The organism is Flammeovirga sp. MY04, from assembly GCF_001682195.2.
Classification (GTDB): Bacteria; Bacteroidota; Bacteroidia; order Cytophagales; family Flammeovirgaceae; genus Flammeovirga; species Flammeovirga yaeyamensis.
In genome coordinates this window covers 881,244-898,491 of sequence record NZ_CP003561.2, presented here as the reverse complement: position 1 = coordinate 898,491, position 17,248 = coordinate 881,244, and the positions used below count along the sequence as shown (strand labels likewise).

The window sequence follows — 17,248 nt, the reverse complement described above, 5'->3', positions numbered from 1 at the left end:
CATGAAAAAGTATTTCTTTTATTTCTTAGGAAGCTTACTCTTTTTAGCTTGTCAGGAAAAACAACAAGCAAATGATAGTAGTCCCAAAGATCCGAATTTAGTAAAAGCTGATTCTGTTCTTTCTTTAATGACTTTAGAAGAAAAATTGGGGCAATTGCAACAGCATTATGTTCCTCAAATTGATTCTTTGGTTGCACTTGAAGTGAAAAAAGGAAATGTGGGATCTATATTGAATGGGAGAACATCATTTTATTCGGTGAAAGAAAGAAATAAGCTTCAAAAAATAGCCTTAGAAAACAGTCGTTTAGGAATTCCTATTTTATTTGCACACGATGTTATTCATGGTTACGAAACTACCTTTCCTATCAATTTAGCACAATCTTGTTCTTGGAATAAAGAATTAATATTTAAAACATCACAAGTAGCGGCAAAAGAAGCGGCGCACGCCGGAATAGATTGGGCATTTGCTCCAATGGTGGATGTATCTAGAGACGCTCGATGGGGTCGTATATCAGAATGTTATGGGGAGGATCCCTATTTAAATGCACTTTTTGGAGAGGCTGTTATTTCTGGTTATCAAGGTGATTTACAACATAAAGATCAACAAGTAATTGCCTGTTTAAAGCATTATGTTGGTTATGGAGCAGCGGAAGGTGGACGAGATTATCAGTTCACAGAAATTTCAAAACAGACATTGCATGATACTTACCTCCCTCCTTTTGAACATGGTATTGCAACAGGAGCCTTGTCGGTAATGAGTGCCTTTAATGATATTAGTGGAACTCCCGCTAGTTCTAATCCTTATACTTTAAAAAAGGTTTTGAGAGATGATATTAATTTTGAAGGCGTTGTGGTAAGTGATTGGGATGCTGTCACAGAATTGATTTTACACGGTACCGCTGAAGACTCTATTTCATCTGCATTATTAGCCTTAAATTCTGGAGTGGATGTAGAAATGAAAAGCAGAAGCTACGAACAAATTGCTCAACTTAAATTATCAGAAAATCTAAATAGAAAAATTGATCAAGCCGTGAAGCGTGTGTTGTATATCAAATTTAAATCAGGTTTGTTTGATCAACCTTATGTCGATGAATATCAATTAATAAGTCAGGAAGAGAGAATACATTTTAGAGCATTGGCTAGACAATCTGCAAGAGAAAGTATGGTACTACTCAAGAATGAAAATCAACTCCTCCCAATCAACAAAGAGAAATATAAATCCATCGCTATTTTGGGGCCTTTTGCTGAGGAAAAAGAATTGATGGGTTGGTGGAAATCTGTTGGTGAAGTAAACAATGTAATATCTCCTTTAGATGGTATTCAAAATGTTGGTGTGAATGTAACTACTAAACTTCAGCCACAAACCGATTTAATCATTCTATGTTTAGGAGAACAAGCTGATGAATTCGGAGAGAATAATTCTAAAATGAATATCGAATTGGCTGTAGATCAGCAAAAACTTTTAGAAAAACTGAGTAAAACAGGTGTTGAAATCGTGACTGTTATTTTTAACGGAAGACCATTGGCACTTCAAAAAGAAATAGATCATTCTGATGCCCTTTTATTGGCTTGGCATCCTGGTGCAGAAGCCGGTAATGCATTGGCCGATCTATTGTTTGGAGATTATAATCCATCGGGTAGACTAACTACTACGTTCCCCAAATCTACTAATCAAATCCCGATGTATTATAATCACCGCAATAGTGGCCGCCCACAACACAATAACTATAAATATACCTTTGGTTCTCCTTTATTTCCGTTTGGATTTGGGATGAGTTACAGTGAAATAAAATACGGAAATCCAAAGAGTGTAAAGGCCAATTATCAGTTAGATGAAAGCATTGAAATTACGTGTCGGATAGAAAATGTAAGTGATATAGCTGCTAAAGAAACGGTACAACTTTATGTTCAAGATCCTGTGGCAAGCATCACTCAGCCTATTCGCAGATTAATTGATTTTAAACAATTGGATTTGAAAGGAAAAAGTGCTGAAGAAGTAAGATTTAGTATTAAGAAAGATCAGCTTTCTTTTTGGAATCAGAATAGTCGAAACAAGGTATTCGAACCTGGGGAATTTATCTTTCATGTTGGACCAAATTCAAGGGACACTCAACCCATTTCCATACGGATCACCTCGGTGAATAAAACTCAGTAAATCAGGAATCATCAAGGCCGTTTCAACTTAAATTGAGATGGCCTTTTTAAAATCTAGCATATGAAACGAATTATTAAAACTTTATCATTTTGTTGTATTTGTGTACCTTGTTTGGTACTCGGTCAATCGGAAAAAAATATTACAGAACAAACCCCATCTAAGTCGGAATACTTCTCTTGGATCAACCATACCAACGAAGGTCCAACAGAAGCACAAACTGTGGTTAACTTAAAATTTTTCCAATGGCTACACGAAACTTATGGGATGAATTTGGATATCTATGCATTCGATGTAGCCACTTTGGACGGTAGAAACTACTACGGATCTATAAAAGATCAACGTTTTAAAGAACGTTTCCCAAATGGCTTTAATTTGGTATATTCTGAAGCTAAAAAAATGAATACCAAACTTGGACTTTGGGGAGGTCCTGATGGATTTGGTAATACAAGTAACTCTGAAAATGCTCGAAAAGATATGCTCGTTAGCCTATGTAAAGAGTATGAATTTGGGTTGTTTAAGTTTGATGCAGTTTGTGGTATTTTGCGAAAAGACAAACAAGATATTTTTGCAGAAACCATGAAAGAATGTCAATTGTATACTCCTGAACTTGTGGTTTTAAATCATCGAATTGATTTAGGAAAAAAAGGTGAACAGTATGCCACTACTTATTTAATTGATGGTGCAGAAACTTATATCGATGTACATATGACTAATAGCGCAACAGCTTCACATCATCGTGTTGAAACCATGAAACAAAATCCTCCCGAAAATCTAACACGTTTAGCGGAAGATCATGGTGTTTGTATTTCATCTTGTATAGATTATTGGGAAGACGATTTAGTACTTCAAGCTTTTAATAGAAATTTGATTTTGGCTCCTCAGATCTATGGAAACCCTTGGTTAATGAAAGATGAAGAATTCCCAAAATTGGCTCAACTTTTCAATCTACATCAAAAATATAGGGAGATTATGGTGAATGCTCAATTCTTACCTGAATCCTATGGTGAAGGGGCGATTAGTCGAGGAGATTCATCTACAAGACTCATCACCTTAAAAAACTTAACTTGGGAAAAGAAGATAGTAGAAATCGATATCAAAGATTTAGGACTAGAGAATAATGGACAAAAAGTAAGTTTCCGTTCTTATCATCCTTCTCAAAGAGAATTAGGTGATTATAACTATCAAGATAAAGTACAAATTGAAGTACTCCCCTTTAGAGCATTTCTTTTAGAAGCATCCACAGAAAAAAATGAAGAATTGATGCTAACTGGCATTGATTATTTTAAACATCCTTCTAATAGTCAAGATAGTGTAATTATTGATCTTCTAGGGTTTCAAGGAGAAGAAATGAAAGTAGAAATAAATGGTGATTTAGCTAAATATGATCGAGCAGTTTTGGATAATAAATCCATTTCAAAACTTTTGAAAAACAAACAACTTAAAGTAAAGTTTGAGGGTGAACCTTTATTATCTGATTATCATCGAAAAATTGGTGATATGAAGAAAATAGATATTCCAGAAGATGTGCTGTCACTTTACGAGGCCACTCAATTTGCAGTAGATAATAATTCATTGGAAGCTCGATCTTTAAAGCGTTCAGGGGATACTAAATTTCCAGCAGTAAAAGCAGCAAGAGAGGCTTTCTTTGAACAAAAACAGTTTTTAAATAGAGAAACATGGGACCGTTATTTATTTGATAACGACCCTACTACTTTATTTTCGGTATCTACTAAATATGATGCTTTTCACCCATACAAAGCTGCTTTAAGATTAGATTTAGGAAAATTAACCTCCTTAGATTCACTTATTATTGACGTTCCCGATGAATACGCTTTGCAACCCTATAAAAACTATGAAGGGGAATATTATAAAGTATCTAAAGATCTAAAAGAATGGAAAAGTGCATTGTTTATGACAGGTACGCATATGAATATCCCTTTGAAAGATCTGGGTGAAATTCGTTATCTCAGTTTTCCATACACTTTTTTGAGAATCCAGGATATAAAAGGATATAAATACGGACAACAAGTTGATATGAATCACTGGAAGGCGTCTAATTTACAACCTCCTTATGTGCAATGGCACTGGGATAAATCTCAGTTATATCAGGCTGCTGCATCATGGAAAAACGAATTCACTTTATCGGAAATCCCTAAAGGAAGTTATTTATGTATTGCAATTAATGGAGAACATGGAGAAGAGATGGCATTGGCTTCATTAAAAATAGATGGAAAATATATTGGAGCTCCTGATAGAAGTCCATCCTACCCAAGCAACACATGGGAATATAGAGTTAAGAAAACGGATAAAAACTACACCTATTATTTCCCTTTGGATGACAGCATGCTTGGAAAGAAAATAGAAGCTTTTGTATTGGCATTCGATAAAGAAAAACTCGATTTAAAACCAGAAGTTTGGATAAGTGCTTACCCCATACCATTTGAGAAAAAAAGATTGGTATTGTATAAAAAGAAAGATTTATAAAAGTAAATCAGTAACATTTTCGGAGGGGATTTCCCCTCTTTTTTTTAATCAAAAGTGCTACCTCCCAAAGGGAAGCAGCACTAAAAGTGATGTTTAAATTAACATAATTGGTTGAAGAATCATTGATTAGCTGTCCATTTCTAAATCATATCCTTTCAACCTTGATACACATTTACTTATGATTGAATACTACTTACAGTATTTTCGCTAAGTTTATCGATGAGGTCTTATACTTAAAAATTTTTCGTTTATCTAATTCTGCTTTAGGTAATGGAGCATGAAAACCTACATATATTTTTGCTTTTCCTTGATGAAATACCAACTGTCCATTTTTATCATAATAACTAAAATCGTTTTGTGATAGTAAGAAGGAAATACGTTTTGTTTGATGTCCTTCTAATGTGACTCTTTTAAATGATTTTAATGAGGCCAAAGGGACTTTCTCTTCGACATCATCCAAACTGATATACACTTGTAACACCTCCTCTGTTGAGAAATCACATTCATTATCCAAGATAGCAACCACATGAATTTGATCATTCCCATTCTTCTCCACTTCAATATCTTCAATATTTACTTTCCCATAATTCAAACCAAAGCCAAACGGAAACATAGGATTTTCTTCCATGTATTTGTATGTTCTTCCAGCCATAGAATAATCATTAAAATCTGGTAATTGATCTATAGATTTCGGAAAGGTAATTGGTAGTTTCCCTGAGGGGGACGTCTCTCCAAAAATAATGTTGGCTACTGCCTTTCCTCCTGCTTCCCCTGAATACCAAGCATATAAAACAGCATCCGCTACATCAAGAACTTCTGTTATATCAATTGGACTTCCTGCACAGATGACAGCTATTATTGGTTTATCATCATTCTTTAGTTTTCTAAGCAATGAAAGCTGACTTTCTGGTAATTGCATATTGGGATTATCACCATGTCTGTTTGATGCGATCGCTTCTCCTTCCTCACCTTCCAGCATAGATGTAAATCCTAACATCACAATAGTGGCATCAGCCTCTTTGGCTTGCACACTATACCAATCAATAGGGTTTTGATTAGGGGAATTTAATAACGCTCCAGGTCTATATTCTACTCTAGTTTCGGGCGAAACTACTTCTGTAACCCCCTCAACAATTGTCGTCATATTACTAGATAAACCATTATAATTCCCCACCAATGATAAGATGTTTCCACCCATCGGACCGACCATGTATAAGAAATCCAATTCCTTTTTTAAAGGCAATACATTGTTCCTATTTTGAAGTAATACAATCGATTTCTCTGCTGCTTCTAAAGCAAGATTTTGATGATGATCGATATCTAATGTTTTTATACTCAAATCGTCATAAGGATTGGTTCCAATCGGATCGAATAACCCTAATTTAAACTTGGTCAATAACAACGGACGAAGACGTTCATCTATCAATTTTTCATCAATGAGCCCTTGTTTTATGGCTAAAGCAATTTCTTGATAAGCTTGACCACAATTTAGGTTTACTCCAGATTTAAGTGCCAAAGCAACAGAAGAAGTGGTAGAATCAGTATAATGATGTCCCCACTTAAAATCTGATATTGCCCCACAATCACTTACAATATGTCCTTTAAATCCCCATTCTTGTTTGAGTATTTGATCTAACAAATAAGGACTCCCACAACAAGGTTTATCATTCGTTCTGTTATAAGCACACATAACAGCTTCTACTCCTGCATCCACACATTGTTGAAATGCTGGAAGATACGTTTCTCTTAAGTCTTGTTGAGTTGATAAGGCATTAAACCCATGTCTTTCTCCTTCAGGACCAGAATGTACAGCAAAATGTTTTGCACAAGTCGCTACTTTTAATCGCTCATGAGGTGATTCACCTTGCATTCCTTTAATAAAAGCACTTCCCATTAAGCCCGACAAATACGGGTCTTCTCCATAGGTTTCCTGACCGCGTCCCCAACGGGGATCTCTAAATATATTTACATTAGGGCTCCAAAAAGTAAGTCCCATATATTGTTCTCCTCCTTTCCCTTTTTTTCTTCTATCATTAAAAATAGCTCGACCTTCATCTGAGATCACTCCAGCCACATTTTTAATTAATGCTGTATCAAAAGTAGCAGCTAAACCAATGGTTTGAGGAAAAACCGTTGCAGGTGCAGAACGGGCCACTCCATGTAACGCTTCATTCCACCAATTGTAAGCCGGTATACCTAATCTCGGAATACCAGGACTATCGTACAATAACTGAGAAGATTTCTCTTCTAAAGTCATCTCTTGCATTAGAAAGTCGACTCTTTTTTGAATGGTCAAGGAAGTGTCCTCCCAAACTTTATCAGGAGGTAAATTTTTAATAGCAGTATCAGATGATATCTTCTTTGAACTGCATCCGCACACAATGAGAAGAAGCACTAAAAAGTAACCCTTTCCCACTAAATAATTCGTTTTCATCAATTTACTTTCTTAGTATTTGTATAGTTAATATTGTCTTTACCCATCCCTATGAGTTTAAGTGAAGTCCATTGAGAAGGTATGGCTATTTCATCCTGAACCAATCCATCATCTGTAATTCTTAAACCACCATATCCCATCATTACTGTTTGTAAGATTCCTCCTGCGGCAGTCATGAAATAAGGGTTGTAAGATCCTGGAGTTTCCATAATTACTCTGAAAGGTCCCCATAGATTAGGGCGATACGCATCGAGAAATACTTCATAGGATTTTTCCGTTTTACCAATTCTTGCATAGGAAGTTGCAAAAATAGATTTGGTCATAGCAGGAGTTGATTTTTCAGGTACCCTTTTTTGATAATACTCCACATCCTTTAGAATAGACGCTTCTTCCGTAATTTCATATAAGGGGTAAGTCAATAAATTAGCATCTGCTTGTTTGATGTTTTCTCCATTATATGTAGCATGTTCCCTTGTCACTCCATTTTTCATTTTAAGAATTGGAATGCCATCCGCTACAATATTCCATTGAGGATTAATATGCTTATTTAATACTAATGATGCTTTTGTGGCTGCTCTCAAATTAGCTTTCACCACTCCATTTGTCCATGCATCGTTATCGACATTTTCTGCCCACTCATCTGCTCCCACTACATTTTTGATATTAAATTCTTCACCTTCTTTTTCCACTCTACTCAACCAAAAATCTGCTGTTTCTCTAATGATCGGATATCCTTTCTCCTTTAACCAAACTGTATCTTGAGTGACACAAAAGTATTCCCATGCTGCCCTTCCAATGCATGCCGATATATGATGTTCAAAAGGTCCAGATAACGCCCAAACAGGAGTTGCTTCTTCTCCAGTATGATCTGATTCCCACGGGAATTTTGCTCCTATGTAGCCATGTAAGTACGCATTTTCTCTCGCTGCCTGAAGTCTATCGTATCTGTAATTGATCATGTTTTTTGCCAACTCAGGCTGCAAGACTAACAAGGCCGGAAACATCCAAACCTCGGTATCCCAGAAAACATGACCATTGTATCCTAATCCACTCAAACCCATTGGAGATAAGGAATAATTTGTTCCTTTTCGAGTGAAAGAATACAAATGATAAATCATGTTACGAATATCTTGCTGAGATTGAGGATCGCCTTCTATTTGAATATCGCCTGTTGCCCACAATTCCTCCCATGCCTTTTGATGCAAATCAATTAGTCTTTCTTTTCCTTGAAGTGCAGCATATATAGTTAATCGTTCAGCTTGATTCAAAGGATCTTTTTGATGAGCTGAACTGATCAAAGTACCTACAATAGCAAATTTATATGTCTGATTCTTTTTCAACGATTTTTCAAATCGCATCAGATGCATATTATCATCCCAAGATTCATGAATTAATTGGGGTTGGTCTTCTTCAAATAAAAAAGCATTTGATGCTGCCACAGTCAATTCACCCGACGGACTTTTCGCTACAGAGGTGAGTAAGGGCAAACCTCCTTCAGGAGTGGTAATTGTCGTATGAAGATTTTTTATTTCCTTTAAGTTTTCAGGAGCCTGCATTATAGATGCGGTATTCAACTGAAAATCTTCTTTAGCGTGGATTTCAATTTCCAACATCACGTTAAACGGTAAATGCCTAAGTGATCTGTACGTTGTTACAATACTGGCTTTATCTTCAAAATCAAATGATGAGGTAAAAGTACCGTGCTTCATGTCCAATTTTTGAGACATGTTACTTACATTGGCCGCACTAATTCTATGTCTATTGACTTCAATAAAAGCATTCATCAACTGAAAACTTTTTAGAAAGTTGCTTACTCTTCCTCTTCCGTGAACATCGTAGGCTCCTGCCAACACAATTTCTTTTGTTTGCAGAGGATTGGGGGATGAAACTACACCTATCATCCCATTCCCCACAGAAACCCCTGCGTAGTTGGTCTGATCAATCTTTTTGGCTTCAATCACCCACGGGTCTTGAGCAAAAAGACAACTACTGATAAGTAAGCAAAAGTATATTTGAAACGTCTTCATTTTTAACTGGTGGGTCTGTTACAACATCGATTTCTTTACTTCAACCTTTTTGGTAATAAACTCTGCTTGGTTGTTATCACTGACTTTGATGTGTACCTCGAAAGTACCCGGCTGAATTTCCTTTTTCATTTCTTTATTGATCAACTCAAAACGTTCAGCATCAATAGTTAATTTCACCTCTTTCTTTTCATTAGGTTTAAGGTTCACTTTTTGGAATGATGCCAAAGACTGTAAAGGAACGGTCACATCCGCCTTCACATCTTTAATGTACACTTGCACTACCTCTTTGATAAGTTTGTTTGATTTATTCTCAATACTTAATTCGATATCAAGAGGTTGACCTACCATAATTTCCTCTTTCATAGAGAGCAGCTCCATATCAACTTCATGATAACTCAAACCATAACCAAAAGGATAAAGCGGTGTCCCTTCAAAATAACGATACGTTCTTCCCTTCATGGCGTAATCTGTAAAGTCAGGTAAGTCATCTACAGATTGATAAAAAGTGATAGGTAATCTACCGGAAGGTGACGTTTTACCCGATAATATATTGGCTAAACCAATACCCGTTTTTTCACCGGGATAAAACCCTTGAAGAATAGCATCTGCATTTTTCTTGTTCCAATTTAAAGCCAATGCACTCCCAGAGAAATTGATATACACTAAAGGTTTACCCAATGTATAAAGCTTTTGTAAAAGATCTTTCTGTAATTTTGGCAATTGAAGATGAGTACGGTCGCCATGAGCAAATCCATCAATATCAATCTTCATTTCTTCTCCCTCTAAGCGTGGCGAGATACCTCCACAGAAAACGATAACATCACTTTGTTTGGCGACTTCAATAGCTTCTGTAGTATAATCTTTTGACAATTCTACCCAATTCATTTTCACATGAGGGGTAATGGTATTGCCCCACCAAAATGGATGAATGACATAATCTGCTTCAATGTCATAATACTGATCTTTTACCATATCAATAGATGCACCATTAATCGTCTTTCCATTCATTTTGATAGTGAGATTACCACTAAAACGGTAGGTAGCTGTTTTAGGTGCTTTCACTTTACCCGTCCATCTCACGGCAAAAGATTCTTCTAATTTTCCGCTAATTGGCGTTGTTTCCCAAAGGAAATCAATGGATGGATCTACTCTTGTCATAAACGCCTTATCATCTCTCTCGATATCTGAAAACTCAAGTCTTTCTTTCACAAGATTTCCAATCATTTTCACGTCTTTATAGTATTCGGCTTTTAGTCCTTTCTCTAACTTTCCATTAGCATCATGATATAAAAATTCTGAAGGAACAGGTTTTACATTTCCGTATAAAGTAGGGACTAACGGACTACCTGCGGCGTACATCACATTCTCTTTTCCGAAGACCGATTCTAATCCTTTTTTGGGAGTGATAGGAGCAATTGGTAAGCCATTATAGTTCCCTAAAAGTATATCTTCATTATCCGCATTTGGACCAATCAAAGCTATTTTTGTTGATTTAGCTAAGGGTAGAATATCGTTATTTTTCAAAAGAACAAAAGACTCTTCAGCCGCTTTTGTGGCAAGAATTTGATGTTCAGGGCTACCGACAACTGACATAGGAATTTGTGCATAAGCCACTTTCTCTTTAGGATCGAACATCCCTAATTTGAATCGAGCAGTAAACAACCTTTTCACTGCTCGGTTGATGTTTGCTTCATTAATCACACCATTCGCTACTGCCTCCTGAAGATTATCTTGAATAAACTCTATATCCATTTCACAATTTAAATCTGTACCAGAAGCTAACGCCCAACCCATGGCTTGAGATGGTGTCTCTACTACTTCGTGATGCCCCTTTTTATAAAAGTCAGTAATAGCTCCACAGTCAGTTACCACATATCCATCAAACCCAAATTCTTTACGTAAAATATCGTTCAATAAGAGGTCAGATCCACAACATGGTCGATCCCTGAATCGGTTATAAGCACACATAATAGAATACACATTCGCGTCTTCTACCGCCATCTTAAAAGCGGGTAGATAAGTTTGATATAGATCTCTATCGTTCACATAAAAATTATCCGAATGACGTGTATATTCAGGTCCACTATGCACCGCATAATGTTTTGCAGTAGCAATCGATTTAAAATATTTAGGATCGTCCCCCTGTAAACCTTTGATAAAATTAACCGCCATTCGTCCCGTTAAATAAGGATCTTCTCCATACGTTTCCTGACCACGACCCCAACGAGGGTCTCTAAAAATATTAATGTTTGGCGACCAAAAAGTAAGGCCACTATAAATACTTCTTACTCCATTATCTTCAAAATGATGATGCTTTGCACGACCTTCGTCAGAGATGGCAGTGGAAATATCTAACATCAACTCTTCATTAAATGTAGAAGCCATACCGATAGCTTGAGGAAAGACGGTGGCTTTCCCTGCCCTAGCCACACCATGTAATGCTTCGTTCCACCAATTGTATGATGGAATTCCTAAGCGATCTATGGCAGGAGCATCGTTAAATAATTGAAGAATCTTCTCCTCTAAAGTGAGTCGTCCCACCAAATCATCCACACGTTCTTCTATGCTTAATTCATGATTCCTGAATGGATATTCATAATTTTCGGATACAATATCAGCTTCTTGATGGGTGGTGGTAGCTGACTGACATCCCCAAAAAAATAATCCGGTCAATATGATAATACTATATCTTTTCATTTTCTGATGTTTTTTTATCAACTACAATTTGATCTACATATTCTAGAAGAGATTTATCTGCTTTCCCTTCATCAATTAATTTTCTCCAAAAGGCATAGATGGCCACATTCCAACCCATGTTGGGCTTCCAAGGTTCGCCTGTTTTAGTATTCAAACATTCGTAAGTGGTCGATCCAATTTTAAAGTCTAAACCTATTCTCCACTTCAACATATCTTCTGCTCCTTCGACCCCATGTAAATAGGCATCCATAAGGAAAAGGTTATCGTAAAGGAAATAAGAACCACCCCGGAAATACCTACCATCAGGCATGTTTTCTCTATTCACTTGAGAAATGTATCCTGGTATGTCATACATTTCCGCAGGTAAATATTCCCCTGTTGGAGTGGCCACAATTTTAAATCCGAAGTTTGTTTTACTGTATGTTACCATTCGATCATAATGTTTCTTCACATGATCGCTCTTTAGTAATTTTTTCTGATGATATATTTGTGATAAAAGGTCAGGCACCAAAGGATCTGGACCTAGCACATCTTTCTTTTCACTTAATGGAAAATAGCCTAAGTCTTCATCAAATAGTTGTTGATAGTGAATGGTGGCCTTTGCAGGATTTGAAGTGATTTTTAAATCAAGTTCTTCGGCAAGCGTAATCGCCAACGCAAAGAGTCCTTGATTATAGGTGATGATATCATCTTTTTCAAAAGCCATTACATCTCCCCAATATTGAAAATCCAATCGGCCATCCCCTTCATAATAACTATAGTATTTACTATCTTTTGCGCGTTCTTCGATGGCATCCACATACGCCTGTACTTGATTTAGAGCGACCTTATTTCCTTCTTGGATAGAACGGTAAGCCCAAATGATAGCGAATAATGGATATTCAGCAAAGTGATTGACTTCTTTCAGTTCGCTTTTTAAACATTCGGCTGCATATTTTGAAGGAAGCATAGATGCAATCCAAAAAGCATCTCTTCCGTATTGGGTATTGGCATATTCTACGGCAGGGATTACCCAATAATCGCTCTTTTGGGAGTCGTTAGCTCTAAGATTCATCATGGCTGTGGCTAAACCTAAACTACCGAAAAAATCGGTTTGCTTTCCACTTAAAAACTCACCCGTTCTTATGATGATACTTTTTCTTAAATCATTTCGATCGGTCGCTTCACAAGTAAAATAAAAGCCTTCGAAATCGTGAGGTTTGTTTTTTCCTATTTCATGATAATGCGATTGCACTTTACCAGGGGTGAATATTTGCGTTTTTTCAGCATTGTAATCCATATCCAATACATCCGATCGATCGGGTTGCATTCCGGGCGATCTTCCGTCGTCTCCTCCTTTAAGTGACAAAATACCTTCCTCTAAATCAAATTCCTGACTCGTATAATTTTCGAAAAATGCCGGAGTATTTGATATGGCCACATTAAATTGATTATCCACTCGATAACCTATCATTGGCACCGCTTGCATTGGAATAGTCTTCACGATCCAAGCATTGACATCGTGCGGACTTTGACGATACATTTCTGAACTATCAACCACTCCATTAAAATTGTATGGGATAGCATCAGTAGGTAATTTGGTTTGAAGTAGAAAGAACCCCTTTTGTGCAGTTGATGATTCCGCTTTTGCTTTAATCGAATTGAAATCTGTCTCGTTATTCACTTCCACAGAAAAATCAATATCACCTCTTTTTGTCTCAAAATGCTGATTTTTATCTATAGACTCAGGTAGAGAGAGCACAGAGATAATTTCACCATTTTCCTTCTGCCAATTCAGTTGCCAAGCATCATCAAATTGTTCTTTTTGTTGACAAGATGTAAAAAGTATGACGATAAATAATAATCGATATATCATAGTTGTTTCTTTTTATATTGTCCCTCTTCCATAAATTTCATCAACCCCATCAATGCTCCCCAATGATAATAAGGATCGCAATCCAATTGATCTTTAGGGTCTTGTACTCCTTTTTCTGAATGAATATTTTCGAAGACATACTTATGGTTCATCCAAGCATCCATAAACAGTTGATAAGACTTATCTGCCATATCTTTTGATGCTTTCTGATCGTAATTTCTTAAGCCTAAGTAGACCAAGAAATTCATCGGTCCCCAGATGGCTCCTCTCCAATATTTATTATCATAACTCTTGTCGTTTCTTGCACAAGATGGAATGATGTACTTTCCATAAAACTCTTCTTCATTATAGTAATGTTCTTCTAATAATCGCTTTGCCTGTTTCTTAGAAGGAATATTAGCAATCATCGGATAAAATGATGTTGGGGTAAGACGATTGCAGAAGGTATCATCACTTAAATATTTATTTTGATAGATACCTTTTTCTTCGTCCCAAAGAGATTGTACTTGTTTTGTGAATTGCTTTTCTCTTTCTTTTAGATATTTCAAATCATCCGTCTTTCCTAAAACCTCTGCTATTTTAGAAAGATACTGACAGTCCATCACATACATACTGTTCAAACCTACATCCGCAATATTCAATAAAGAATTTTCTCCAACGGTTTCGATAGCCACATCTTCGTACATTGGACTGTTATCTAGACCCGATTCCCATGCCGCATCTTGTACTCTTGCCCCTTTCCATGAGGCTCCCCAAGTGAGATAACCCTTGTTATTTCTATTCTTTACCCACCATTTATTCCAGCTCAATAAACCGTCATACACTTCTTCTAAGAACCATTTCTCTTGATATTTCTCGTACAATAACCAGCAAACCATACTTCCAACGGGCGGTTGTGAATTATCAGCTAATTGACCACGAGGTTGTTGTGTAAAAGCAATGGCTCCATGTCTATTTACCGCTTTTGACATTGTCAGTGCATTGGAGTAGGCGTATTCTTTATTCCCTAATCCTTGAAGTAGAGCGGCAAAATAAGTATCCCATTCGAAAAGGACGAAACCCTGCCATGCTTCATTCCAGCCTCTTGAAACGGGTGAAATGACTCTATCTTTGTCAGCATCATATAATGTATTCCATCCTAAAACAGATTGAGTGGCTAAATATCCCTCAGCTAAATCACCATAAGATTTTGAAGCTGATAGATAATTATTTTCTGCATTAGAAATGATTTTTTTTATTTTAGCTAACGACAATACTCCACCTGTATATATTGCAAAATCACTATCTGATGAAATTGAATAATATGGTGCTTTATAAGGTCTTGCAATTTTTTGATCAGACATAGTCGATCGTATTTCTTTTGTTGTTTGTTCAGTTTTAGCTTCAATTTTATCTTGAAGATAACTTAACTGTCCTCTATTATTCCATAAGAAACCTGTTTCGATTTCACAGAAATAAGGAGTAGATGTTTTTATAGGTTCAACTAAAATATAGATATTATCATCTACAACAGCTGACTTTATAGATAATTTATTTCCTTTCCAATCGTCAACATTGACATGGGTATAACTACCATCGAATGTATGTGCAACTGGACGAATCTTTCCTTCTTTATCTACTTGGATATTGTCAAAAAAGTAATTTGGGTCGTAGGGTGTACCTTGTACAGAAGGTCGTAAATTAATATTGATTGAAAGTCCTGAAGGCAGTTCCACATAGCTTAACATACTATAGTAATTCCATGTATTCCATCCTTTAGAAATCTTTGATTGAAACTCCGCAGTCCTATCCTGTGCCCATAAATTTTGAGCAATAATTATCCAGCATAGGAAGAAAACAATTTGTTTCATTTTCCTATTAAAAAGTGGTTGATATATTAGAAAGATGAACTAGGGCGAGTGCCCTAGTTCATTATTATTGGTTTTGGTTATTGAACTACTTTCGTAATTTTCAAATCGTCAATTGAGATACCTTCTCCCAATGATCCTTCCCAAGTACCAAACTTAAACACAAAGTAATATTCTCCGTCTTCAGCAATTGTAAACTGACCGCTGTTATTCGCTTGGTCATAAGGGTTATGTCCCCATTGCATTTGCCCGTCGTGAGCAGTCGTAGCTACACCCACTCCAATATCAGGACGAGGTCCCCATCCAGCATGTGTATAACCACCAATTGGAGCAACTTTAAATGCATCGTCTGCATCAGATTCTTTTGGTTGGTACTCTTCGCCTGCAACAGGTTCTTCAGTGCAAACATACATTTCCCACCAGAATTGAGAGTTACCACCTTCAACACCACCCTGTTTTACAAGTGCTGAAATTTCGTAAGTACCTGCTTCCAAAATACCCATGTATTGGTACACTGTACCGGCTGTTCCTCCAACACCATCGTTTGCTTCTGGAGTTGAGAAATATAAAGCTCCATCTGTACCATTTGCAGGAGCGTAATCTGTATAACCAAACATTGGAGGTACTTCATCTAAATTAGCTGCAATTACAGTCCAATAATTTGCATCACATGTTTCCATGCCACCACCTTTAATGTAGTTGCCTTCAATTGGAGTTTCTTCATAACCATAGCATTCTGGTATATCACCCACTCTTGCTAAGTGCATTTTATCTAAAGCAATACCTTCTCCAAATGATGCTCCATCGGCATCATTACCTTTACCAAATTTGATCGCTACATAATAAGTACCGTCTTCTTCAACAACAAAGTTCCCATCATCATCAGCTTGATTAGCTGCCATTAAAGTATGTGGAAGGAAACCATCCATTGCTGGGATTTCAAAAGCCCAACCAGTCCATCCACCATAGATCCAACCTGAAACTGCTGTATTATTATAACCATCACCTTCAACTGGCTCTTCATTATGTACATAGAATTCGAACCAATACGAATTCATTGCGGAAGTCGGATCAGCTTCATTCTCACCATCCAATTTTACTTGTGCATTAAATTGGTATAAACCTTTAGTAAGCGATACTTCCTGATAAAGAATTGTACCTTCTTCTCCACCTGCTTCGTCATTATCTGGGTGAATATATAAAGATCCACCTTCACCATTTGTTGGTTTATAGTCAGTATAACCAAACTCGAATTTAGCATGTTCTTCAGTACCACCATCATTTTTCTGACCTGTTGTTAAAGCAGTCCAATATTGAGCGTCGCATGACTCAAATTGTCCACCAACAATAAGGTTACCAGATTCAGATCCATCATGTGTTAAACAAGGATCAACAGATGTTACAGTTACTGTTGCCGTTTCTTCAGCCATATCTGATTCATCTTCACCATAAGCTGTCAGTGTAACAGTATAGTCTCCACCCGCTTCGTAAGTATTAGAAGGATTTTTTTCTGTAGAAGTATTACCATCACCGAAGTCCCACTCATATGAAGTCGCATTTTCTGAAGTGTTAGTGAAAGTAGCTTTTAAACCTTCTACTTCTGTAGTGAATGAAGCAGATACTTCAACTTTTGTGATATCCTGCTCATCTTCACATGACCAGAATACTAACATAAGAGCAAATAGTACGCTTACGCTTTTTAAATTAAACATCTTAGTTCTCATAATATTGAGTTACTTAATTAATAAA

8 protein-coding genes are annotated in these 17,248 nt (G+C 36.6%); 2 read left to right on the top strand and 6 right to left on the bottom strand.

What is annotated here, in order from left to right; genetic code table 11:
- The first annotated feature begins 1 nt into the window (after nucleotide 1).
- Together MY04_RS23510 and MY04_RS23505 are read left to right on the top strand one after the other, a co-directional pair.
- On the top strand, nucleotides 2-2,155 hold the full coding sequence (locus MY04_RS23510) for a glycoside hydrolase family 3 N-terminal domain-containing protein (protein WP_084006100.1): 2,154 nt from the start codon (nucleotides 2-4) through the stop codon (nucleotides 2,153-2,155).
- A 60-nt stretch (nucleotides 2,156-2,215) separates the two neighbouring features.
- The gene (locus MY04_RS23505; RefSeq protein ID WP_066214925.1) at nucleotides 2,216-4,639 is read left to right on the top strand and encodes a hypothetical protein; all 2,424 of its coding nucleotides are present in this window, start codon (nucleotides 2,216-2,218) and stop codon (nucleotides 4,637-4,639) included.
- A 193-nt stretch (nucleotides 4,640-4,832) separates the two neighbouring features.
- On the opposite strand, the gene MY04_RS23500 is transcribed toward MY04_RS23505, so the two are convergent.
- The 6 genes from MY04_RS23500 to MY04_RS28275 form a co-directional block, all read right to left on the bottom strand.
- Nucleotides 4,833-7,073 carry a glycoside hydrolase family 3 protein gene (locus MY04_RS23500; protein ID WP_066214923.1) on the bottom strand — a complete coding sequence of 747 codons (2,241 nt, stop codon included), beginning with the start codon at nucleotides 7,071-7,073 and terminating at the stop codon, nucleotides 4,833-4,835.
- Nucleotides 7,073-9,100, bottom strand: a complete 2,028-nt coding sequence (locus MY04_RS23495) for a glycoside hydrolase family 65 protein (RefSeq protein ID WP_066214922.1) — start codon at nucleotides 9,098-9,100, stop codon at nucleotides 7,073-7,075. The genes MY04_RS23500 and MY04_RS23495 overlap by 1 nt, the downstream gene beginning before the upstream one ends.
- An 18-nt stretch (nucleotides 9,101-9,118) precedes the next feature.
- Complete coding sequence (locus tag MY04_RS23490) at nucleotides 9,119-11,797, bottom strand: beta-glucosidase (RefSeq protein WP_066214919.1); 2,679 nt, start codon at nucleotides 11,795-11,797, stop codon at nucleotides 9,119-9,121.
- Nucleotides 11,784-13,652 carry a hypothetical protein gene (locus MY04_RS23485; protein ID WP_066214917.1) on the bottom strand — a complete coding sequence of 623 codons (1,869 nt, stop codon included), beginning with the start codon at nucleotides 13,650-13,652 and terminating at the stop codon, nucleotides 11,784-11,786. Before MY04_RS23485 ends, MY04_RS23490 begins: the two co-directional genes overlap by 14 nt.
- Complete coding sequence (locus tag MY04_RS23480; RefSeq protein WP_066214913.1) at nucleotides 13,649-15,502, bottom strand: MGH1-like glycoside hydrolase domain-containing protein; 1,854 nt, start codon at nucleotides 15,500-15,502, stop codon at nucleotides 13,649-13,651. The genes MY04_RS23485 and MY04_RS23480 overlap by 4 nt, the downstream gene beginning before the upstream one ends.
- Before the next feature lie 77 nt (nucleotides 15,503-15,579).
- On the bottom strand, nucleotides 15,580-17,223 hold the full coding sequence (locus MY04_RS28275; RefSeq protein ID WP_084006099.1) for a PKD domain-containing protein: 1,644 nt from the start codon (nucleotides 17,221-17,223) through the stop codon (nucleotides 15,580-15,582).
- Between the last annotated feature and the right edge of the window lie 25 nt (nucleotides 17,224-17,248).